Annotated in this window: 23 protein-coding genes; 18 read left to right on the plus strand and 5 right to left on the minus strand. The window is 38.6% G+C overall.

Annotated features, from left to right (window positions below; all coding sequences use genetic code 11):
- Positions 1–31 precede the first annotated feature (31 nt).
- Positions 32–1,000, plus strand: a complete 969-nt coding sequence (locus AC3D28_RS00550) for a reverse transcriptase family protein (protein ID WP_488535212.1) — start codon at positions 32–34, stop codon at positions 998–1,000.
- Between the two features lie 16 nt (positions 1,001–1,016).
- On the opposite strand, the gene AC3D28_RS00555 is transcribed toward AC3D28_RS00550, so the two are convergent.
- Positions 1,017–2,255, minus strand: coding sequence for an integrase domain-containing protein (locus AC3D28_RS00555; RefSeq protein ID WP_488535213.1), 1,239 nt, complete (start codon positions 2,253–2,255; stop codon positions 1,017–1,019).
- Positions 2,256–2,663: 408 nt separating this feature from the next.
- On the minus strand, positions 2,664–2,807 hold the full coding sequence (locus tag AC3D28_RS00560) for a hypothetical protein (RefSeq protein WP_488535214.1): 144 nt from the start codon (positions 2,805–2,807) through the stop codon (positions 2,664–2,666).
- A 1,303-nt stretch (positions 2,808–4,110) separates the two neighbouring features.
- Between AC3D28_RS00560 and AC3D28_RS00565 the strand changes: the two genes are divergently transcribed.
- The 7 genes from AC3D28_RS00565 to AC3D28_RS00595 all read left to right on the plus strand — a co-directional run bounded on the left by AC3D28_RS00565 (position 4,111) and on the right by AC3D28_RS00595 (position 9,639).
- The gene (locus tag AC3D28_RS00565; protein WP_488535215.1) at positions 4,111–6,570 is read left to right on the plus strand and encodes a DEAD/DEAH box helicase family protein; all 2,460 of its coding nucleotides are present in this window, start codon (positions 4,111–4,113) and stop codon (positions 6,568–6,570) included.
- Positions 6,571–6,599: 29 nt separating this feature from the next.
- A complete protein-coding gene (locus AC3D28_RS00570; protein ID WP_488535216.1) occupies positions 6,600–6,836 on the plus strand; it encodes a hypothetical protein in 237 nt (78 codons plus the stop codon).
- Between the two features lie 420 nt (positions 6,837–7,256).
- Positions 7,257–7,778: a hypothetical protein gene (locus AC3D28_RS00575; RefSeq protein WP_488535217.1), complete on the plus strand. Its 522-nt coding sequence runs from the start codon at positions 7,257–7,259 to the stop codon at positions 7,776–7,778.
- An 86-nt stretch (positions 7,779–7,864) separates the two neighbouring features.
- Positions 7,865–8,197 carry a hypothetical protein gene (locus AC3D28_RS00580; RefSeq protein WP_488535218.1) on the plus strand — a complete coding sequence of 111 codons (333 nt, stop codon included), beginning with the start codon at positions 7,865–7,867 and terminating at the stop codon, positions 8,195–8,197.
- A 60-nt stretch (positions 8,198–8,257) separates the two neighbouring features.
- On the plus strand, positions 8,258–8,518 hold the full coding sequence (locus tag AC3D28_RS00585) for an ATPase (protein WP_488535219.1): 261 nt from the start codon (positions 8,258–8,260) through the stop codon (positions 8,516–8,518).
- 235 nt (positions 8,519–8,753) lie between these two features.
- Positions 8,754–9,194, plus strand: coding sequence for a hypothetical protein (locus AC3D28_RS00590; RefSeq protein ID WP_488535220.1), 441 nt, complete (start codon positions 8,754–8,756; stop codon positions 9,192–9,194).
- Positions 9,195–9,264: 70 nt separating this feature from the next.
- Entirely contained in the window at positions 9,265–9,639 is a 375-nt protein-coding gene (locus tag AC3D28_RS00595; RefSeq protein WP_317409459.1) for a hypothetical protein, read from the plus strand.
- 1,014 nt (positions 9,640–10,653) lie between these two features.
- Here AC3D28_RS00595 and AC3D28_RS00600 read toward each other — a convergent pair.
- On the minus strand, positions 10,654–11,634 hold the full coding sequence (locus AC3D28_RS00600) for a BsuBI/PstI family type II restriction endonuclease (RefSeq protein ID WP_317409460.1): 981 nt from the start codon (positions 11,632–11,634) through the stop codon (positions 10,654–10,656).
- A 128-nt stretch (positions 11,635–11,762) separates the two neighbouring features.
- On the opposite strand from AC3D28_RS00600, the gene AC3D28_RS00605 reads away from it, so the two are divergent.
- Together AC3D28_RS00605 and AC3D28_RS00610 are read left to right on the plus strand one after the other, a co-directional pair.
- The gene (locus AC3D28_RS00605; protein WP_488535221.1) at positions 11,763–12,347 is read left to right on the plus strand and encodes a hypothetical protein; all 585 of its coding nucleotides are present in this window, start codon (positions 11,763–11,765) and stop codon (positions 12,345–12,347) included.
- 131 nt (positions 12,348–12,478) lie between these two features.
- Positions 12,479–13,273 carry a hypothetical protein gene (locus tag AC3D28_RS00610; RefSeq protein ID WP_488535222.1) on the plus strand — a complete coding sequence of 265 codons (795 nt, stop codon included), beginning with the start codon at positions 12,479–12,481 and terminating at the stop codon, positions 13,271–13,273.
- 527 nt (positions 13,274–13,800) lie between these two features.
- On the opposite strand, the gene AC3D28_RS00615 is transcribed toward AC3D28_RS00610, so the two are convergent.
- Complete coding sequence (locus AC3D28_RS00615) at positions 13,801–14,160, minus strand: hypothetical protein (RefSeq protein ID WP_488535223.1); 360 nt, start codon at positions 14,158–14,160, stop codon at positions 13,801–13,803.
- A gap of 1,473 nt (positions 14,161–15,633) precedes the next feature.
- Between AC3D28_RS00615 and AC3D28_RS00620 the strand changes: the two genes are divergently transcribed.
- From AC3D28_RS00620 to AC3D28_RS00630, 3 genes are read left to right on the plus strand one after another with little or no spacing between them, the layout of a single operon-like run.
- Positions 15,634–15,972 carry a metalloregulator ArsR/SmtB family transcription factor gene (locus AC3D28_RS00620; RefSeq protein ID WP_488535224.1) on the plus strand — a complete coding sequence of 113 codons (339 nt, stop codon included), beginning with the start codon at positions 15,634–15,636 and terminating at the stop codon, positions 15,970–15,972.
- Positions 15,973–16,017: 45 nt separating this feature from the next.
- Complete coding sequence (gene arsB, locus AC3D28_RS00625) at positions 16,018–17,082, plus strand: ACR3 family arsenite efflux transporter (protein ID WP_488535225.1); 1,065 nt, start codon at positions 16,018–16,020, stop codon at positions 17,080–17,082.
- Positions 17,075–17,653 carry a sigma-70 family RNA polymerase sigma factor gene (locus AC3D28_RS00630; protein ID WP_488535226.1) on the plus strand — a complete coding sequence of 193 codons (579 nt, stop codon included), beginning with the start codon at positions 17,075–17,077 and terminating at the stop codon, positions 17,651–17,653. The genes arsB and AC3D28_RS00630 overlap by 8 nt, the downstream gene beginning before the upstream one ends.
- 46 nt (positions 17,654–17,699) lie before the next feature.
- Here the strand turns inward: AC3D28_RS00630 and AC3D28_RS00635 are convergent, their stop codons facing one another.
- Positions 17,700–17,990: an ArsR/SmtB family transcription factor gene (locus AC3D28_RS00635; protein ID WP_488535227.1), complete on the minus strand. Its 291-nt coding sequence runs from the start codon at positions 17,988–17,990 to the stop codon at positions 17,700–17,702.
- A gap of 241 nt (positions 17,991–18,231) precedes the next feature.
- Here AC3D28_RS00635 and AC3D28_RS00640 point away from each other — a divergent pair, with 241 nt between their 5' ends.
- The 5 genes from AC3D28_RS00640 (at position 18,232) to AC3D28_RS00660 (ending at position 23,042) form a co-directional block, all read left to right on the plus strand.
- Positions 18,232–19,314 (plus strand): permease, encoded by a 1,083-nt coding sequence (locus AC3D28_RS00640; RefSeq protein WP_488535228.1) that lies wholly within the window; start codon positions 18,232–18,234, stop codon positions 19,312–19,314.
- 233 nt (positions 19,315–19,547) lie between these two features.
- The gene (locus AC3D28_RS00645; protein WP_488535229.1) at positions 19,548–20,552 is read left to right on the plus strand and encodes a permease; all 1,005 of its coding nucleotides are present in this window, start codon (positions 19,548–19,550) and stop codon (positions 20,550–20,552) included.
- A gap of 9 nt (positions 20,553–20,561) precedes the next feature.
- Complete coding sequence (locus AC3D28_RS00650; protein ID WP_488535230.1) at positions 20,562–20,798, plus strand: thioredoxin family protein; 237 nt, start codon at positions 20,562–20,564, stop codon at positions 20,796–20,798.
- A gap of 752 nt (positions 20,799–21,550) precedes the next feature.
- Positions 21,551–22,222, plus strand: coding sequence for a hypothetical protein (locus AC3D28_RS00655; RefSeq protein ID WP_488535231.1), 672 nt, complete (start codon positions 21,551–21,553; stop codon positions 22,220–22,222).
- Positions 22,209–23,042 carry a patatin-like phospholipase family protein gene (locus tag AC3D28_RS00660; RefSeq protein ID WP_488535232.1) on the plus strand — a complete coding sequence of 278 codons (834 nt, stop codon included), beginning with the start codon at positions 22,209–22,211 and terminating at the stop codon, positions 23,040–23,042. The genes AC3D28_RS00655 and AC3D28_RS00660 overlap by 14 nt, the downstream gene beginning before the upstream one ends.
- The last annotated feature ends 16 nt before the right edge of the window (positions 23,043–23,058 follow it).

Below are 23,058 nucleotides of genomic sequence, written 5' to 3' on the forward strand. Positions count from 1 at the left end.
TCGTTGTAAACATCTTAAAAAGTACAGTGTCATGAATGCCGCGCCGCTCCTAGTTTCTTTCAACTCGATGGATAAGTTCATTGAGTCATTTCCGCTTTCTCAGGTTGAAAAATACCAGCAGAATATTCAATTTTTGTATGAGAACTCTCTTCCTCCAGCGGTATCTGCACCTTGTCTAGCTGTATTATTTGGCTATTCAACTGATTTTGTATACGCCTTATCTAAGAATCAGTATAAGTTCTATCGAACCTTTCAGATTAAGCATGGAAAGAAATTAAGAACTATTCATTCCCCTCGAGTTGCGCTGAAAGTGGTGCAGAAGTGGCTAGGTTATCATCTGAGTAGCGCAATCTCGTTTGACTCTCATGTTTGTGGTTTTATCAAAGGACGGTCTTTTGTCGATGCCGCCAAGATGCACGAAGGTGCTAAGTGGGTGTATTCTGTGGACATTGCAGACTTCTTCCCTTCAGTATCATCAGAGAAAGTCACAGAAGCTTTGGTAAGCATTGGTTATTTACCTGAGTCAGCAAAATTCATTGCGAACTTATGCTCACTAGATGAAGTTTTACCACAAGGTTCTCCGGCAAGTCCTGTCTTATCAAACCTAGTGATGAGAGATATGGATAAAGAACTCCTACAATTGGCAGATAAGTATGATTTGAAAGTTACTCGCTATGCTGATGACATTGTGTTTTCTGGTAGCGGAGATTTTATTCAAGAGCTTCCGGAAGCCCTTGATAGCATATTTGAGCAAAGTACTTTTTCGTTAAACCGCGATAAAACATTCTTTGCTGATACTGAGAAGGGGCAAAGACTCAAAGTCCACGGGCTGTTAGTCAAGGAAGATAAAGTTGTTTTAACCAAAGGCTACCGTAATAAAGTTAGGGCTTTTAAGCATATGCTAGCGCAAGGAAAAGTCTGTAAAGACGATATACCCCGTTTGCAAGGGCATATGAAATTTTCCGAATTTATCGAGAGTAAAAATACAAACAAGAAATAAGATAGTTGTTTTAGGGCTATATTACTTTCAGTTGTTTAGTACCAGTAACAGAAAGGCTGCCTTTGGCGGCCTCTTCTATATGCTCACTCCACCAGCACATCATTGGCCTACGTCGTTCAAGATAATCAGTTCGGTTATAGGCGCTACGTACTTGGTTATCATCAACGTGGGCTAATGACGCCTCAATTAAGTCACGATCAAAACCTTGTTCATTGAGTGTGGTACTTGCGAGAGAACGTAAGCCGTGACTAACAAGTCTATTTCTGAACCCCATGCGTTTCAATGCCATATTTGCCGTTTGGCTGTTACACGGCTTTTTAGGATCTCGATCTGAGGGGAAGATAAACTCTCTATGTCCACTAATTGGTTTCATTACTTCTAATAGCGCCAGCATCTGCTCAGTGAGCGGGATGCGGTGCTCTCTTCTTTTTTTCATTCTCTCTGCTGGAATGATCCATATCTTTTCTTCCAACTCAATTTCATCCCATTTAGCGCCTGCGGCTTCAGAAGGACGTGTCACAGTGTGAAGTTGCCACTCAATTAAACAACGAGTAGTACGCTTTATACTGGCATTTGCGATAGCTCCCATGAGCTCTGGTAGCTCGTCTGGTGCTAGTGCTGCCATGTTTTCTTTTTTGGGCTTTTTGAAAGCGGCTCGAATGCCTGTTAATGGATTAGCTTTAACAAGACCACAGTTTGCCGCGTAGTTCATTATTTCGTTTAAACGTTGAGATAAGCGTTTAACCGTCTCTAAACTGCCTTTTGCTTCGATAGGTCTAAGTAGGTCAATAACAAGAGGGGCATCAATATCTTTTACTGGCGTATTCGCTATTTGCGGAAATACATGAAGTTCTAGTGAGCGCCAGATATCGACAGCATAGTCTGGAGTGACTTCGTGCTTTTTGAGGTTGAACCAATCTTCAGAGACTTTAGCAAAGGTATGTTCGTAGATTTCTTTGTGAACGAGTTCTTGGCGTTTTCGTTCTTCTTGAGGATCAATCCGCTGAGCTAGCAGCTCTCTGGTTGCTATTGCATTTTTACGAGCATTGGCAAGAGATAAGTCTGGATATTTACCTAGGCTAAGGTTTGCTCGCTTCCCTGTAATGGGTTTGTAGTAGTTAAAGATCCACTGTTTTGAGCCGTTAGGCTTGATACGTAATCGAAGGCCATCACCATCAAACAAGTTGTATTCTTTATCTTTGGGCTTCGCTGATTTGATATCTTTGTCTGTTAGACGTGTAGTGATTTTTGCCATGTTGGGTACACCAGATTAACTCATTAAAACCAGTGTACCCTGTTGTGTACCCAAAGATCAAAGAAGTAGTTAGACGTCTTTGGATGTTAATGGATGATAAGTTATTGATTTTAGGTTGTTTTAGGCAAGAAAAAAGACGCCCTAGGACGTCTTTAAACTATGAATTGGTGGAGCTGGCGTACTCTGAATGATGTGTTTAAGTTGTTGCTTTTATTTGCATTAATCTTGAGGTGAATAATTTGGGGAACAAATTGGGGAACAGCAGTCAAGAAGGTGATTTAATTGCATTTTTTTGATGTTCCCCACATTGTTTTTTTCGATTCAACTGTTAAACGGGGAACTGAACCGAGATCTGAATCTTGAAGGACTGGATCTTGCGAGTGTAGCTCGATCTAGTGAATGATCTGATTAACGATCTAACCTGTCTGATTGCTTGTCTTTAACTTCTTCAAGTCGAATTCTTACCCTTCTAGCTACATCAGCAAGACGAAGCATTTTTGCTCGACTGGTGCGACCGATCTTCTCGCTCTGCTTCTTAACTTGTCTCATCATAAACACTCAGGGTGATTAAAGATGGTCGGCATTATACCTCATCTTGCTTGTGAATCCCCATCTCTGTGATTTTGTGCGCCGTTCAACTAGGAAGGAGTTCTTCCTGGTTCGGTCGGGGCGGAGAGAGTCAAGAGAAGAGTTTCCTTATGGTTTTGATTCTACTCGTACATGTCCATGCTTGTGATTTTTTACGATCTTTTAGCTACTTTTAAAACTTAAGTGCGAAAGTGCCTTCAGCCCTTATTCTACAAGGGTTCAGGTGTCAGAGAAAAAATATTATTTTATATAAGAAAAAGAGGGAAAAGTTCTGACACTCCAAAGAGGGAGGAATGAGAAGAAGTGTTAACTGCTTTGCAGTTAACTTCCCCTAATCCGTTTATCTTCTTTGAGTTTTTATTCATTATTTGTGCATATTATATTTCTTTGAGTTTAGAAACTGGCTCTTATCTATTTTTAAGCTCTAACTCGCTTTGAAGCCTTTCTAGATAAGGGCTTAGGCATGGACTATGTTTTACTTATTTTATATATAAATCAACATTACATAGTCCATAGTTTAGTGTGAATAAAAAATCATCCCGAAGGTAAGAACAGATAGAATAAGCAAACATGCGAAGCATTTTGCATTTAAATATAATCAAAACCGCTAAAGGTAAATATAATATTTAAAACTGGTTTTATTATATCAATCACTTTAGCGAACTTATTTATGACGATAATATTTATAATCTAGCTCCTTATGATTATAGTTAACCGAAAATTGAACCACCGTCACTCATAGCGTTGTCAGGAAATATAATGAAGAAAAATATTTCTGGGGGTGATAGTTATGAGGGTTTTTATAACCACACTCCAAACTCGCATCCCAATTAACTCCCCTGGTATAACCTTTGAATTTTTAATAGATTTTAATGGGTACTTATGCTCCTTGTTTTTAAAAAAAATTCTCTTTGGTGATTTTGAAAGTAAATCTTCCTTAAAGCCTTGCCAGATAAGGTTTGAGGTATGGGCTGTGGTTTACTTATTTTATATATAAATCAACACTAGATAATCCATAGGTTAGTGTGAATAAAAAAGCAAGCAATAAGCAAACAACAGATAGAGCAAGCAAACATGCGAAGCATTTTGTATAAAATAAAAACCAAGCACTCATGTATAATAAAAAATAATCAATTCACCTTTAATTTCTGTATTGGTAAAGATAGCTAAATTATAAGATTATAACTTGTAAAGTGAAATTAATTCACTTATACTGAAAGAGTAAAGTATAATTATAATCCCCATAGAGGGAAAGGCAGTTCTTAAAATGACGTGCAGTTGCATTAAAGGAGAAAGTGCAGTAGACACTCAACTCTTCATATTATCAGATGATGAAACACTTCTAGCTAAAGCAGAAGAATTCAATTCTACAGATAGAATAGTGGTTACACCTCAAAACAATCTTGTTTTGACTATCAGAAAGCATGAGGCTAAAGATAAAGTAATTGCAGCTATCCACTTCGACTTCAAAGCTAAGTATGCATCAAGCATTGCTCTTACTGCGATTAAGCATAAGCTAAATATGCACGACATAAGCACTGACACAAGAATCAACACAGGTAATAGTGATGTAAGTTTTGCTAAATATGTGTGCGAAGCTTTTAACCACTTCAACTCTGAGCTGCTTCTTAGAGAGAGCGCCAAGGCTGTTAAATCTCTAGTTCCTTCAGTACTTCCATCCGATGAAGAAGCTGTGAAAAGCCTTATCGAATGGACTGGCGTTAGCACAGAAAAAGTAGAAGCTATCTACGAAGAATCTCATTCCGACTTGATGGAAGAGATCATCAAATCTGTCACTCTCACTGCTGACCACAATACATACGAACTTCACGAAATGGAGATGGAAGTTTTCGCTCAGAACGAGCGTAACGTGGTTGTTCTGCGCTCTCCTACGGGTACGTGCAAAACTGAGTTTGCAAAAGCTCTAATTGAAAGAGAAGCAAGTAAAGGACGCAAGACAGCTACTATTACAGGTCTTATCGCTGTTGTTAAGCAGCACACACCATCAAATGTTGCCTCAGCGTTTTATGATGAACAAATGCATGTCATTGAAAATGCGACTCATCTAAGTGCTACTGTCAACTCTCTTACCAACGCTTTTACAGCAGAGACAGTAAAAGAAGCGGACACCATCATCATTGATGAGTGCGAGAAAGTTTTACAGTCCATCTTCGATCCGCGATCTGACTATATTAGCGAGTTAGCTAAAAGAACGATTAGAGCAGAACTAGCTCAAACTATAAGAAGCAACAAGAAAGTTATTTTTATGGACGCCGATGCTACTGACGCGATTTCCGTAAAGTATGCAAAAGCCTTTGGTCGCAAAGTTAAAACTGTGAATATGCGTAAAAACATATACAGAGATATCGTTACTACTGTCGATAGCATCGAGATGATGAATCAGGAGCTAATAGCTAAAAAGTTACTTGGTAAAAATCCGATGTTCATTGCTTGCGACAGAAAAAGCGAAATCGACCGCCTGGTCGAGCAGTCAGGCTACACAAACGCTAAAGGTAAGGTTGACTACAATAAAGCGCTAAAAGCGGGAATTCTGGTCGTACACAGCGAAAATAAGAGCGGGAAAGCGCAACGTGCATTTCTTAAGAATCCTAACAAGGAAATCGTTAAATACCGCACTGTTATTGTATCACCTTGCTTAAAAGAAGGTTTCAGCATTACTGCAAATCATGCTGATGAAGTCATAGTGCTTTGTAATCGCGTTATTCAGCCAGCAGCACTGGTGCAATTAGCAAGAAGACTTAGAACAGCAATCAGGTTGACTTTTGCTGTACCGACATTCTCACAAGCTGCTGCTTACACTGATTATCGTGCTGAAGCAATCAAAGGCAATATCACTAGCGAATTAGAAGCTGAGTTTCTTGTTCGAGATGAGCTACTTAAAAGTAACCTTCGATTTACGCTAGCTAAAACACTACAGCTACTAGGTTTTAATGTTGAGCGTGTTGATGTTGATTTTGAAGAAATTAAGGCAGCTTCAAAAGCAGATAAAGTATCAAAAGAAGCTTTCGAAAAGTCAGAGATGAAAGCTACTACTGAAGCACCTAACCTTAACAATGTATCAATTGCAGAACTAAAAGAAAAAGAAGAACTGACAACAGATGAAAGCTACGCAGTTAAGAAGTACGAGATAGCACAAAGACTGCGCATTAGCACTGAGCGTGTTGATGAAGATGTGTATGAGTTTAACAAAGTTTTCAAAAAAGATTTCCTGAAAGCACTTAAAGGCAACTTGCTTAACGGAGGCACCAACTCAAAAGAGGCAAAAGCTATGAAGGTGCTAGCTGATGCGCTTGGAGTTAAAGAGCTTAGTGTAGACACTGAAATCGTAGTTGAAGACACTACAGCAGTTTACAACCATCTCGTTGACAAACAGCATCGATCAACTTTTAACGCGGCAGGACTATCTGAACTAAAAGCTGGTAAGAAGCGCTCAGACACAAAAGGTAAAAAGGCTGCATCAAGAGCACTTAAAGAAATCATGACTGCACTTGGATTTGAAGAGAAGAGAAACAGAAAGGGCAACACCACGAATGGTAAAATCTACACGTTGCACAAGCTTGCCAAGTCAGCTTTGTTTGAAAGCAATGCAATAGACGAAATTCAAGCGCAGTTCGTTCTTGTTGATGACAAGAGAAGAGAAAGTGAAAGAGCTAGAGTTGAAGCGGAAGTCGCAGCAGAAAAAGCGGCAGCAGAAAAACACAGATAATAATATAAATAATAAGAAGGTAAATGCACATGCATAGTGTTAATAATTTAATCGAATCAAAACCATTCCTGAGCGGAAATGAAGTGTCATCAATATTGATCAAGAATGGTTACACATACAGAAACAAGGCATCTAGTAAAGCTTTAAGTGAAATGCTGTTTTGTACACAAAGAAAAGCGATTAATATAATAAATGACGGTTTAAAAGATAAAAGCACACTTGCATTGTTTTATTTGCAATTTGATTTGGCTGAAAGTGACATTTAAATGTTGATTATAATGTGTTAATTTGTTATATTAAAAGCGTGAGGTGATTGTACGTCAACTCATACTTTACAAAGCTTTTAACCCCAGTTGGAACTGGGGTCTTTTTCTGCCCTGACCTGTCGCTACTGGTCAGGGCATTTTTTTATCTTAAATAAATTATCTGTTTTAGTTGCATGAGTTTAAACAAACTAAAGACGCAATTGACAACAAGCGCCATTCTTCAAATCTTCTATTTTTCATTTATCTTCTCTGTATGTATTTTTTTAAATAAAATAAAATAAAAAATAACCATTAAAAATACGATTTATTATAATTTTACTATTTACAATTATAATGTAATACTTTATAATATAATTATGCAGTAAAGGAAAGCACTTAAACACCGAAAGCTAATAATAATAAAAAAACGGAAAATACAAAATGAAACCTCAATTCAAAATCAATTACAACAACCAAGTACTTTTAGTTGAAAAAGAAACAAGAATTGAAGAAAGCAACTTTGATGACGGTCAGCTTGCTGACAAGTACGTTACTTACAACATTACACTTGATGCTGAGTTTGTCGCTGTAATTCACATTGAGAACAGAAGTTTTCTTGACTGTGAAGATTCTGAGCTTATGTCTTTTGAAGAAGGATTCGAGCTTTCTAAAGTAATCGAAACTCTACCAAAAGTTGAAGCCAATGAAGCCAATGAAGCCAATGAAGCTGAAGAGGGCGTGGAGACTGAAGATGATGAATACATCAAGACACTTATTGCTGAACTTGAAGACAATGACTCAGAAGAGTTCGAGCTAGAACAAGATGGTGACATGCTAGAGCTTTACTATGATGGTGAGCTAATCGCTACTAAAGACACTGATACTGAATGTATTGATGAATTTGTTGATGTCAGTGCGTCATTGATTAGCCATAAATTCGATGTGCTTGAATACCATCGCTAGGTTGCACGAATAAAATCATGCAGTGAAGGAAAACACTTAAACACCAAAAAGCTAATAAAATAATAATAAAAATGGAAAATACAAAAATGAAAAATTTTAAAGAAACTGAAATAAAAGTTGAAAGTAAAAAAGAACTCCTTCTATCTCTAATGACAAAAGCTATCGCAGCACAAAAAGAAAGTCTGCTTTCAAGAGAGTGGGATGTTGATTACATGATCGAAGAAAGCGGTACTGTCTACCGATTCTTCGAAGAGAGCATTCTCAGTGAAGATGATGTATGCGCACGAGTCCTGTGGGAGTTCATCGATATTCACGAACTAGATTATAAGTTTGATTTGTTTGATTGTAGTTTTATCGATGAAGTAAGTGAAATGCGGTATGCGTTGATTAATGAGCTAGCCGAGCGCTATGAATCATAATCCTCCAAGAAGCCCCTGCGGGGGGGGGGGGCTTTAATAAAAATAATAAAGAGGCGCAGCATGCAACACACTAACGAAGTAATTGAATTTGCAGACAAGTATCTGCTCAAAGAAAGACACGGATACAACAACTCAGTCATCAACCCTGTTAGCAGTGTGGTGAAACTGACTGGGTTGTCTAGGAACACTGTTCAGCAAGCGTTCGCGGGAAAGAAATGCAGCAAGCTACAGGTTAAAGTTCTCGAACTTCTTGAAATCATTGTTACTGATGATCAAAAGAAAATGAAAGAGGTTCGAGAGATAGCAAGAAAAAATCAGTGATACCAAAAACACAAGCTAAAAGCCCCGTCGGGGCTTTTTTTATTTTCTGAAGATTTCTAATTATTAAAACCTGTAATCTGACAAAATATTTAACTTGTGTATAATTTGAGTTAAAAATAAAAATTAATTTAAAATAATCCGATTCATTTAAATTTATTGTTTGCAGTTATAAAGTAAATGCTTATTATGTAAACATAAACTAAAGAAATAAAATGATAATAAAAAGGTTTAGAGTATGGTTTACGAAGCAATAGATTTACTTTACAAGCAACAAGCAGATTTACAAGCGCAACAGCAAGCTCAGCTAGATAGAGTTGAAGCATTAACTAGTACTTTTGACGACAAGTTTAAATTAGAAATAGAAGCTGGAAAAGTTCATGCGTGGGGCGGTTCGAACAGAAATATAGATATAAAAGTAAGGTCATTAAAAACTGGTGAGACATTAGCTGTTGCTTCTGTGAATGCAGTGAGAGGTGACTACAGAGAACCTTTTAGCTGTCCTAAAAATACGGATAGGCTATTGATGGGGGGGGTAAGCAGACACGCACCAAAAATCATGCATGACTTTAATGAGTACATGAAAGAGAAAAAAATAAACATAGCTTTTAAAAAGTACTTGTTCAACAAAACTGATGAGTACTTAGAAAAGAAGCATAATGAAAAAGTTATGCACTAATAGAAATGCAATGTGAGAAAACACATAAAAACAATTAAACCTAAAACTATAATAAAAAGAGAATTTAAAAATGGAAAAACTAATCGAATTTTTAATAGACAGAAAACTTGAAGAAGAAGTATATGAGAGCAGCATCACTGGTACATTCTACTACAGAACTACTAGTCTATATGCATACAAAGTTATCGACAGTGAAGAGATTGTACTTTTAGCTGAAAGTCATGAACTCGAAGAATTATGGTCTAATGATGAAAAACTTATGGCTTACAAGCTTTTTGAAAATGAAGCGGAATACGATGAGTTTATTGAAGAATGCAAAGATGGATTGCATTACGGTGATTTTAACTTCACATCTAACGTATTTCATGAGCTTGAAGATGTAGATGAAGATGATGTCAATAGATATATAGAACGTTACGACCTGTGGAAACATATAAGTGACTAAACAAAGTAGAATCAAAAGCCCCGATGGGGCTTTTTTTATTTCTATCTAGGATAGGAGGTTTGATATCTTTAAATAATATAAATTGATTATAATTATAAATTTAATTAAAATGACATTTAATAATTAAAAGAATTCTTATAATAAAAGGGTGGTGTTAAATGTATTTTATATTTTACTCGCTACGCATTTCAGGTGCCATTGCTATTTTTGAAAATAATTAGATCATCGACCGTGTTTATATAAAAAAGACAAAATACATAAATACAAGGACCATCATTGATTTTCATAGGACAGTTCCACTTCTCTCTAACTTTCCCTATGCCATTTTTGTTTGTGAGCAATTCTGGGGTCAGCACAGAGACACTCCTACAACTGCTTTTGGGCATGGCAGAAGTTACGGATGCTTACTGCTAGCTGCTGAACAAGCAGGTCTTGAAGTCCACACAGTCTCACCTAGAAAGTGGAAAATAGATATGGGTTTCGGCAAAGACAAGCTAGAACCAGCTATCGAAATGCACTCTCGTTATCCCGAAATTCTCACCAAAAAAAGCAGGAAACCTTAATGAGAAGAAAGGTGACGCTATCGCTATAGGAGGGTGGTGGATAGAGCATGGCAAAGAAAAGCGCGAGATAGAGCTAATAGAAGAAGCTAAACGTGCAGAACGACTTAAAGCTAAAAAAGCAAAAAGCTACGAAGAACACTGTTCCTGCAAAACAAGAGGAACGGAATAATGGCAGGACGAAAAGCGTGGACACCTCCAGATCTAAAGATGGTTGAGAAAATAGCTGATAGCGGATTATCGCAGCGATAACTTGCAGTTTAGCTAAGTCTCTCTTACGCATAGAAGTGATTATGCAAAGAATGATGAACGAAACTATGTCAGAGAAATCAGTTTTGCATCATCTGTGTTAAGCTTGTGGCATAACAACTTTCTGGGCAGAGCCGATTTAGGGCAACCTGCCAGATTTGTTTCCATTGAGGTAACGAAACTGACAGATTGCATTCAGACTAATTCAGCTAATTTCAGGCTTGTTATCATGTGGACCAAGAAAACGGTCACCGTTGAAGTGAATCATATGATCTGGATTGTCTGCAATCCAAACCTCTGTTTCCCACGCAATGTCCGCTGCATTTTTTCTAAACTCAGCCCTATGAGGAAATGCGGTCACGTATACACGACCGACAGAGCAATCTTTCAAGGCTTCTTCAAGCTCTAGCCATCGCTTAGGGCTTACAGGACCATGGCTTGTCACTGCTTCAATCAGAAACAACCATTCACGCTTTTCATCATAAACAACAACATCTGGTAGTTTGTCGTGCGACATAGGAGGCACGTTTAATGATTCGAAATATTCAGTTTCAAGAACCATATGTTTCCCACCTTCGTCACGGCTACTTGCTGTATCGCCAATGTAGAGGACCTTACCTCCTTCACCCACGAACCTAGGACAAAACTCATGAACAATATCAGCATGAAGCTGGTTGTGAGCACCTGGGGACAGTTTTATTTCCTTACCGTCTGGCAATAGCACTGGAATCTTCTCTCTGTTGAGAGTTCGTTCATACATCTCCTGGAGTGTAGGAACATCATCAAGAAATTTGTTTACAAGTGCTTTCCAATCGCCATTTGGGTAGGCGTGAAGAATCTCAATGATAGGTGCATTTAAAGAGTAGTTATTGTCCTTGCTGTTTGTTGCTCGTGCAGGGTTGTCACGGTTTCTGTCAACAACTTGAGCTTGATCAAATTGATGTAAAGTTTGCCTTCTAATCGTTTCACGAGAGTTTGGCTTGTAATCCTTACCATATTCAGTCCGTATGAAATCCATAATATCTACAGTTGGCAGCAGGGGGGCAGTTGAAGCCTGCCAATCATCGTTTGGTTTAATATTCGCAAGTGCTAAAAACACCCAAGCAGATCTATCGTTGTATTGCTGCTTTGGTAACCCTAAAGCTTTGAGAATTTCCTTTGCTTGTTCTAGTTTTTTCTCTTTCATTTCTTTAATTATCAGTCATTAAAGTTTCAAGTTCCTCAATGTAACCTATGTGCAGGTTTTTTTCTTCCATTTGTGCAGGTTTTTTGCGATACTGCGAATTCAATAAATTACTGTATAAAAAAACATGTATGTCCGAATTGGCTAAAGACTTACCACTTAACTTAAATGACATAGCAGATGCAAACCGAGTTGAGGCAAATGGAAAACTCGATGAAAAGCTTAGAGGAAAGTTAGGTCAGTTTATGTCATCTTCTGCCGTATCTAAGCTTCTTGCTGATATGTTTGAAAGTGTAGAGGGTGAGCATCATCTTCTTGATGCGGGGGCAGGTGTTGGCTCTTTAACTGCTGCGTTTGTTGAACGAGTAAAGAGTGATGCAACAAGCATTGATTCAACTTGCTTCGAATTATCAAGTGTAATGAATCACTATTTATCAGATACATTAAAACATTGTTCAAATACTTGTGAATCGTATGGTGTCCAGTGGGATCAAACCGTAGTTGAAGAAGATTTTATTCAACATTCAGTAGAACAGCTTTTAGGTGATGATTTTAGACCTACATACAATAAAGCCATTCTAAACCCTCCTTACTTAAAAATTGCTGCAAGTGGCACAGAACGGTCAGCATTGAGAAAGGTTAGTTTTGAAACAGGTAATTTATACTCGGCATTTGTAGGGTTAGCAATAAAGCTATTACAAGAGGGGGGGAACTAGTTGCAATTACCCCGCGTTCATTTTGTAACGGTCCATACTTCAACGATTTTCGTAGGTTGCTATTAGATTCGTGCTCAATTAACAAAATTCACGTTTTTAATAGCCGTAAATCAGCGTTTAAAGCTGATAAAGTGCTACAAGAAAACGTTGTTTACCATTTAACAAAAGGCGAGACACAAAGAGACACCGTTATTGTTACCTCTAGCTCTTGTGCTGAAGACCCAAACCCGTATGTTTATGAAGTACCATTTGACAGAGTAGTAAGTGAAAACAATCCAGAACGTTTTATTCATATCATCACTGATGAAGAAGAACAGAACGTAGCGACCAGAGCAGGTGGTTTACCGTGTTCACTCGAAGATCTTGGTATTCAGGCAAGCACAGGTAAAGTTGTAGACTTTCGCACCAGAGAAAATTTAAGCATGGACTTTGTTAATGGTTCGGTGCCTTTAATCTTTCCGCAACACCTCCAAAAGTGTGCGATTGAATGGCCAGTAGAAAATGCGAAAAAGCCCAATGCGCTTTTAAACAACGAAAGCACTGCTAACCTGATGGTTAAGAATGGAACTTACGTCTTAACTCGTAGACTCACTGCCAAAGAAGAGAAACGTAGAATCGTTGCGTCAATCTATACGGCTGATATTGCAGGTGTTGATGTAGTGGGTTTTGAGAATAAAACAAACTACTTTCATGCACTTGGTAAGCCGTTAGATGATGATCTAGCAAAAGGCCTATGGGTATTCCTGAATAGTACGTTAGTAGATAAATATTTTCGTCAGATGAACGGTCATACCCAAGTAAATGCGACAGACTTAAGAACTTTACGATACCCAACAAGAGAGCAACTTGTAGCTATGGGAGAGATGGTTGATTTTAAAGAGTTTGATCAAGAACGTGTAGATCAAATTATTGAATATTTATTGTGATCTTTTGTTAGTTTTTACGGTGGTTAATTCATTCCCATGCATGGGAATGAACTAGCTAGCTGTAATTGCCATTCCTAAAATCGGAAGTGATCTCAACTGATATTGCGTTACTTATACGAAATGTTAATGCCTTAAATAAGGTGAGTTTTATTCGTTTTTAATTTTTATAACATAGTTTAACTACGTGGGTTTTTTAAAGTTATAAAACTATCAAAAAAATTAGACATACCGATGTAGTGATGCGCTGATATGCCGTGATTTTCAGCTAATGCTGTGATTTGACTCTTATAATTATTATAATAACACTCTGATAGTTTGATTAGCGAAGTACCATCATGTTCTGGAGCGAATCCACATAGCTGGTCATCTGTTAGATACGGTATGTCTGTTTCTTTTCTACTAGTAACTCTTATATAATTTTCTTTTAGTATAGATAGATCTAATGTACTGAATACAGGCCTTTTATTTTCGAATGTTTGTAAAAAAAAATCATAGTATTCTTTATTATCTCTCACGAGCGGGATAATTCAATCCAGCCGATGGAACTGGTTAGTATTTATAATCGGAATCCATTTGGGGTTGTGTAGCAAGCTCATTCCTAAAATAGGGTTGGTTATTGATTGAATTACAACACCATTTACCCACTCTAGCTCAAGTAACCGCTCTACTAAATAGTTCAAAACTCCTTTGTTTTGCCAGTGTTCTGTTAAGTATATTGAGTTAATTGCGGGATAAGAGATGTTGGGGTTAGGTATATCTTGAGCAAGTGATATTTCTAACTCTTGAAAAACTTCATTGTAGTAAAGAGTGAATGAATTTCTTGTCGCTAAATGGTTGAAAATGTTTTTTAATATATTATCAATGATATCTTTAACTTTATTGTTCATGATTATAATTGTTTATGGGTTGGTTTTTATTTTATAGCTTATCTATCTAAGTCTTTCAAGTTTTTATGTTTTATGTTTCTTGTTTTTAGTGTGGTAGTGAGTGGCTATTGTTTATTTGTTTTAATGATATATTTCTTTGCCATGTGGCAATAATGTAATGTGTTATATTAAATAATAATTTAATGAAAGGTAGTGGTGTTAATTTTTATCTATAATTTACAGTTTACATTCGAGTTGAATTTAAAGGTGTAGGCTTTTACAGCGCAACAGTAATATGAATAACCTAGAATAAAGCAATCCATACGTGGGAATAGAGCAGCTAACTTCAAATTAGCGGCACTTGATTTCGTTAACCATAACGATCTAGGTTGATTCCCATGCGTGAGAATGGGGGAGTCACCTTCACATCAGCGGCACTGGATTTCATTGAGTATGCCGAACATGGCTGATTCCCATGCGTGGGAATGGGGTAGTCAACTTCACATCAGCGACTCTCGATTTCATTGACCTGCCGATTCTGACTGATTCCCATGCGTGGGAATGGAGTAGCCAACTTCAAATCAGTGGCACTTGTTTTCACTGACGATACCGATCTAGGTTGATTCCCATGCGTGGGAATAGGGTAGTCAACTTCACATCAGCGGCTCTCGATTTCGTTGACCATAACGATCTAGGTTGATTCCCATACGTGGGAATGGAGTAGTCAACTTCACATCAGCGGCACTGGATTTCATTGAGTATGCCGATCATGGCTGATTCCCATGGGTGGGAATGGGGCAGTCAACTTCACATTAGCGACTCTCGATTTCATTGACCTGCCGATTCTGACTTATTCCCATGGGTGGGAATGGAGTAGCCAACTTCAAATCAGCGGCACTGGATTTCATTGAGTATGCCGAACATGGCTGATTCCCATGCGTGGGAATGGGGTAGTCAACTTCATATCAGCGTCTCTGGTTTTCACTGAAGATACCGATCTAGGTTGATTCCCATGAGTGGGAATGGAGTAGCCAACTTCAAATCAGTGGCACTGGTTTTCACTGACGATGCCGATCTAGGTTGATTCCCATGCATGGGAATGGGGGAGTCAACTTCACATCAGCGACTCTCGGTTTCATTGAGTATGCCGATCTAGGTTGATTCCCATGCGTGGGAATAGGGTAACTAACTTCACATCAGCGGCACTGGATTTCATTGAGTATGCCGATCATGGCTGATTCCCATGCGTGGGAATGGGGTAGTTAATCTCAAATCAGTGCCACTTAATTTCGCAAAGCATGCCGATCATAGCAAACACACCTTTGCCCCATTCCGATTTAGTCTCAATATTAAGACGCTAATTTCTCATAGTTATCGACTTACTTTTCCTAATCTAACTTATCTCTCAGAATCACATGTTTAATTGAAAAATTGACACATATGGAAAATAAGATATATGATATTTCATATGTTTAATAGTGTTGAATAGTTCCTATGTTCGATCCGATCCTGCTTTACAAAGCACTTTCTGAAGAAACTCGGCTTAAGTCTCTGCTGTTAATGCAGAAGCAAGGAGAGTTGTGTGTTTGTGATCTCATGGAAGCGCTGAATCTCAGTCAACCCAAAGTCTCTCGGCATCTTGCCGAATTGCGAAAGCACGAGCTTGTTCTGGATGAGCGACGTGGTAAGTGGGTTTACTACCGTATCAACCCCGCGCTAGCTCCTTGGGTCAAGCAAGTGCTGGAGATAACCCTTAAGCATAATTTGACATTTGTCGAGGCAGAGTTGCAGTTCATCAAAGGAAAATCATGTTCGAATGGTGTGAACGAATAATGCTCTATTCCGTTGGTTTATCAATTTTAAATGAAAGAGGTTTGTATGAGTAATGTCTCAAGCTGTGTCGAAACCAGCGCATCTGAAAAAATGAGTTTTCTTGATCGATACTTAACCGTATGGATTTTTCTTGCAATGGCAGTTGGTGTCGGGATTGGCGTGTTATTTCCTCAAGTCGCTCAGTGGAATGAAAGCCTATCTGTTGGTTCAACCAATATCCCACTTGCCATTGGCTTAATCTTAATGATGTACCCACCGTTGGCGAAAGTGAACTATAGCCTTTTAGGTGAGGTAACTCGTGATAAACGCGCGATAACGCTTTCTTTAGTGATGAACTGGTTCGTGGGACCGATTTTGATGTTCATCTTGGCTATCATTTTCTTGCGCGATCAACCTGGCTATATGGTGGGACTTATTCTGATCGGCCTTGCTCGATGCATCGCTATGGTGTTGGTTTGGAATGATATCAGTGGCGGAAACAAAGAATACGGTGCAACCTTAGTCGCTTTAAATAGCGCGTTTCAAATTGTCACGTACAGTTTTATGGCATGGCTGTTTATCACTGTTTTGCCCCCTTACTTTGGTCTTGAAAGTTTCGTTGTTGACATCACTATCTGGGACATTGCACAAAGCGTCTTAATTTATTTAGGCATCCCTTTCTTAGCTGGTTTCCTAAGTCGTAAGCTATTGGTCTCAGCAAAAGGTGAACAGTGGTATAACGAAGTGTTCATCCCTCGTATTTCGCCAATCACCCTGATTGCGCTTTTGGCAACCATCGTTTTGATGTTTAGCCTGAAAGGTGAAATGATCATTGAGTTACCGATGGATGTGCTCCGTATTGCAGTGCCACTTATCATCTATTTTATGGTGATGTTTTTTGTGAGCTTTTACATCGGGAAGCGTATGGGGATCCCTTACGACCAAAATGCATCCATCGCCTTTACTTCATCTGGTAACAACTTCGAGCTGGCTATCGCCGTATCAATCGCTGTATTTGGGTTAAACTCTGATCAAGCGTTTGCAGGCGTCATTGGACCTTTGGTTGAAGTGCCTGTCTTAATCGCTTTGGTTAACGTCGCCTTGAGGATGAAGCGTAAATATTATGCCTAAGAGCAGTATTTCGAAACAAACTTCAGCAGTGCCATGTCTCATTGAGACATGGCATCTTTACGAGTCCGAACTTTATTACTGGTTGCTTAAGCAAACAGGTGATCCTGAGCTGAGCTTTGATTTACTACAAGATACCTTCTTAAAGGCATTACAGCAGAGGCAAGCGTTTTGCGATATTCAAAACCAAAGAGCGTGGCTATATCGGGTAGCACGGAATATGCTCATTGATAAGCAACGTAAGGCGAATCAAGAACAAGTTCAGGATCTGAGTGATAATGAATCGTTATCGGAAGAACATGAACTCCCCGCCGTCGATAGCCTTGCGCAATGCCTACCTAAAGCGCTATCAAAACTGACTGAGCCTGAAAGCGAAATCATCAAACAGTGCGACCTACAAGGTCTTACTCAGCAGGCGTTTGCCGAGCAAAATGGACTTACGTTAGTGGCAACCAAATCACGCATTCAACGCGCCCGACAAAAACTCAAAAGTATTTTGCAAGCGCAATGTCACATACGTTTCGACGAACAGCAGCGTGTTTGCTGTTTTTTCAAAGATAGCGATAGTCTCTAAAATCGCATTAGTTCTAACTCACTAAGTCGATCTATATAGCCTTTTCCTATTCTTCATCACTACAGCACTCTTGCTGTAAGAAGTTGATTACTGCCTCTAAGCAATCATATTCGGCTACGCAATATAAGGTACGTCCCTCACGACGTTGAGAGATTAAACCTGCTGAGGCCAAGCTAGATATATGATGTGAAAGTGTAGACGCTGGAACGCCAAGTGCCTCTTGTATGACTCCCACCGCTATCCCGTGATGACCCGCTTTAACCACAACCTTGTAGATACTTAACCGAGTGGCATGCCCTAACTCTTTAAGCGCTTTCGCTACTTCTTCAAGTTCCATTGTAGTCTCTTTAAACAATCGTATCGAAAATACTTCGATGATAATGGAATCATTAATATCTGACAAACAGGTTCAGGCTGACTTCGATACAGTGAAAAACGACACACTCAATATTTCTATATTCTTAGAATTATGGTATTGACTGGCATTTGTCAAAAAACTAAAATTCCAGAATTATCGAAATATAGTTTCTAGCTGGTTGAACACTGTTACTGTTGAGAATGTGATTCGGAGATTCAAAATGAACCAAGAAATTGCCACCATGGTAAATGAAGCACTTGATATGTTTGCTTTTTTAGCGATAGAGCTAACCATACTTTTCCTAGTAATTAGTTATATTGTAGGTGCGTTGCAAGAAGTACTTACACCAGAAAAAATTCAATCAATCCTTAGCTCTAAGGGAGGAAAAGGGTGGTTCATCGCTGCCTTACTAGGTTCGATTACACCATTTTGTTCCTGCTCTACAATCCCATTCTTAAAAGGGTTGTTAAGAGCGAGAGCTGGTTTTGGCCCTATGATGGTGTTTTTATTTGCCAGCCCATTGCTTAACCTTGTGATCATTGGCTTGTTTGTCATCACCTTTGGGTGGAAAGTTGCCGTGTTCTATTTCGTGATTGCAATGACCGTGTCTGTGGTTTCGGGATATGTGCTTGAAAAATTGGGGTTTGAGCGCTATGTAAAACCTGAGGCGTATGAAGCGGCAGGTGGCTCTTCATGTGGCACATCCTGTGGGGAGCCAAGTAAGGAATCAGCATCAAGCTGTAGCCCTCGTTCTTGTTGTGAACCAACACCAGTTGTCGCCACAAAATCATGTTGTGGTGAGCGTACGCTAAAAGCTGAGCCTAAACTGGAAATATCTTGTTGCTCTGCCAATGGCAGTTCAAGTGCGACATTCGTTGAAACAAAACAACCAAGTCGTTGGATGCGAGTCTGGCATTCTACTTGGAAAGATTTTAAACAAGTGTTTCCATACCTCATGATGGGGATTGCAATTGGTTCCATTATTTATGGTTTTGTGCCAACAGATTTCATTGCGAAATACGCGGGTGAAACCAAATGGTATGCGATTCCAGTTGCTGCAATTATCGGTATTCCATTGTATATCCGAGCGGAAGCGGTAATACCGTTAAGTGCGGCTTTAGTGCAAAAAGGTATGGCTCTCGGTTCAGTAATGGCACTTATCATAGGTAGTGCTGGTGCAAGCCTCACCGAGGTGGTTTTGTTGAAATCTATCTTTAAGAACCAAATGATTGCCGCGTTCTTGTTTGTCATTCTCAGTATGGCGATATCTGCGGGTTGTTTGTATAGCTACTTCTTCATTTAAACATCGAGATCTTCGTTAGATTTAGAGGAAGGCATTCAGGAAATGACCACGGCGCTAAACAAGCCGTGGTCAACCTAACAATAAGCCCCATCACATCTTCCTCCACTTATCACTTAAACAGAGCTAAATCACTTTTCCCAAGCACGAAGATAATAAAAAATTCTTTGCATCCTTTCGGCACCAACTTCGTCTTAGTGACATCAAAGACAAATTATGAGGTTGAAGGGGCCGATATGTTTGAAGTCTTTACCCATCTTGCTGATTGGATGACCTACCAGCTATTTGCTATGCAGCAAGGTACTAAGCTGGCAGATGCTATTCACTTTTTTATAGAAGACACTAGTAAAATCATGGTGTTGCTGATTGTCATGATTTACGTCATTGCTTTGTTCCGCGCTTCTTTAAATGTTGAAAAAGTACGCCACTATCTTGCAGGAAAACGGCGTCTTTTTGGCTATGTGACGGGGAGTGTTTTCGGTGCAATCACCCCATTTTGCTCATGTTCAAGTATTCCCGTTTTTCTTGGCTTTACCTCCGCAGGTATCCCACTTGGGATCACCATGGCATTTTTGATTACCTCGCCATTGATCAATGAAATCGCAGTATTGCTTCTGTTTAGTCTACTTGGATGGAAATTCACCATCATGTACGTCCTGATTGGAATGCTTATCGGGATGTTGAGTGGCTGGTTGCTGGATCTGATAGGAGCAGAGCGTTGGTTACAGCCATTTGCAGCAAAGGCCATGCAGAAAGCCCAAGCCCAACAGCATACTCAGGGAAATCTGAACGTTAGTAACGAAGAGTCTGCAATCACACTTTCATATCGACATCAGTTTGCCAAACAAGAGATGGTTGAAATCATCGGTCGGGTTTGGAAATGGGTGTTTATTGGCGTGGGTATAGGCGCAGGCTTACATGGCTTTGTACCCGATGGCTGGATAGAAGCCCACTTAGGCGCGGGTCAGTGGTGGTCTGTTCCAGCTTCAGTATTGATTGGTATCCCTTTGTATTCTAATGCGACGGGTGTGATCCCCATCATGGAGAGTTTACTGAGAAATGGTCTTCCCATAGGCACGACATTAGCGTTTTGTATGAGCACTGTCGCTGCAAGTGTGCCTGAATTTGTCATGCTAAAACAAGTGATGCAATGGCGCTTACTGGGACTTCTTTTTGGTCTACTGCTAACAGCGTTTACTGTTATGGGGTGGATATTTAACTTACCGTTCTGGCAATTTTAGGAGATAAACATGAAAGCATTTAAAGTACTAGGGTCAGGTTGTGCCAACTGCGTTAATACCGCGAAACTGATTGAGAAAGTTGCGGAAGAGCAAGGCGTTGATGTTTCGGTTGAAAAAGTAACCGACCTTGAAACGATCATGAATTATGGCGTGATGTCTACACCAGGCGTTGTCATGGATGAAGAAGTGGTTCACGCAGGCGGGATACCAAGCTCCGAGAGCGTGATTAATTGGTTATCTCGCTAACTCAATATGAATGATAAAAGCCTTCCATTAGGAAGGCTTTAGATTCTATCGTATCAGTAGTTGAGGGAGTATCATGTCGTAAATGATTCTCGTCGAAAGTAGTTACAAGCTACTCTTTAAGTTTTCGTTTATGCTCTGTGTGACCTTGTTAGCTCCTCTCTTATTGCGGCCTAGGGCTATCTGTAGAGGTGGGGATCGAGAAAAATTGGTATTGCTGCTCTTTAGTTTATCTTCGAAATAGCGCCATTGTTCCTATAACTCTTGAACGAAAGTGTTGGCTTAGTTGATGTTTGAAGCGACTGGAAGGGACTGAGAGAAATTTGGATTTTTGCTTTTCATCCTCTGATAATGAAACAATAGGTCATAATGGATCAGGTGCTATTTGTCACATTCAATTGTCAAGAGCAAGTGAACGGGCTTTATGCGGGCTTTGTTGTACAGCTTCTAGTTAAGACGAGTGTTAATGGATGTAGTCGCTCAGATCGCGGCTTCTTGATTTAGCTAAGCAGCAACGCCATAGATATCGTAAGCCATAATATAATCATCAGGGTTTACAGATATAATTAGCATGATAGAATAAGAAATATTTACCGAGTAAAGCCAATGTAACATCTCCACTACATCATAAAAACGTGCAATAGTTTTTAGCTTATTTCCTATTTAGTGAAATAAGTGAAGTGGAGTATTTAAATTTATTAATCCTTTCACTTATTTTCATTAGATTAATTAATAGAGATTATTAAAGGATCTTAATGAACGATCAAGATATCAAACTTTATCACTATATGTTAAATATAGAATTAAAGCAGTTTATGAATCATCATCATCTTATCAATCATGATGATAAAAAATTCTCTGATTTTGTTAAAAAAGAATTTAAACGATTAAAAAATAATAAAAAAATAACATTGTCTGATTTTAAATATTTTCACGATGTTTTTCTGCCAAATAAAACTGGATTTAAAGAACGATGGAATAAACGACTAAACCGTTATCAGGAAATCTATAAAAAAAACAAAAAACTAATTAGAATATCTTTACAAGAAAGACTGAAATACTTTTTTAACGAGCTAGCTCGCTATCAATTTGTTATAAAAATACAACATGATGATGAAATTGAATTTGATGACTCTGAATCACATAAAATTCAAACTCTGGGATTTATTGGGATTCATAAAGATGAATTTTATAAAATTAATAGAGATCAAGAAGAATTACTGATAACTTATTATATTGGTCAATGTGGTGTAAAAGCAGAAACCATGTTGATTTATCACTTACAGAACTGTGGATTTAATATTGTATTAGGATCACAACGATCACAATGTCGATTAGCACATAATACATTCTCCTTCTTACAGATAGAACCTTTTTATCATAAACTCAGCTTTACCGAAGGAGAAAGCGAAAATGTTACAGCGTAAACAAAAAGCATTAGTGGTTGAAGGTGGAGCGATGCGTGGTATTTTTGCTGCTGGTGTATTAGATGCTTTTATCACTCATCATAACTATGATTTTGATTTCTGTGTTGGAGTTTCCGCAGGATCAACAAACCTAATTGGATATTTAAATAAACAATTTGGCCGCAGTGAAAAGATTATCAAGCAATATGCAACTAGTGATAAATTTATAAGTTTTCGACGTTTTTTAAAAGGGGGACACTTATGTGATGTCGAATGGTTATGGCGAGAGTCTTATCGTCGAGAGCCACTTAACCACCAGTTGTTTTGCCCTTTATGGGTTGTGACTACCAATGTAATTACTGGTCAGCCGCATTATCATCAAATGCATGGCTCCGATCTTTGCCATTCAGCTATCGTTGCATCTTGTGCAATACCTGTGGTATATCGAGATTACCCATTGATTAATGATATCCCAATGACTGATGGTGGAATAGCTGACTCAATACCTCTTGAATTTGCTTATCAACATGGAGCAAGAGATATTACCGTTATTTTATCTCGTCCTGATGGATATCGTAAAAGACCAATTTTTTTTACTGGCTGGCTAAAAAAGTTAACTAAAGAATATCCTAACCTTTATAAAGCAATTCGCAAGCGACATGAAAAATATAATCAAACATTAAGTTTTATGAGTTCACCACCAAAGGATTGTAAAATACGGATTATTTCACCTCCCCCTTTTTTTCCTGTTAAACGCTTTACTTATTCAAAAGATAAGTTGGAACTGGGATACCAGCAAGGTTTAGAAGCTGGAATTCGATTTCTTGATAATAATTCATAAAGTTTCCATTTCGATG

It is taken from the genome of Vibrio sp. TAP-3B, from assembly GCF_057784735.1.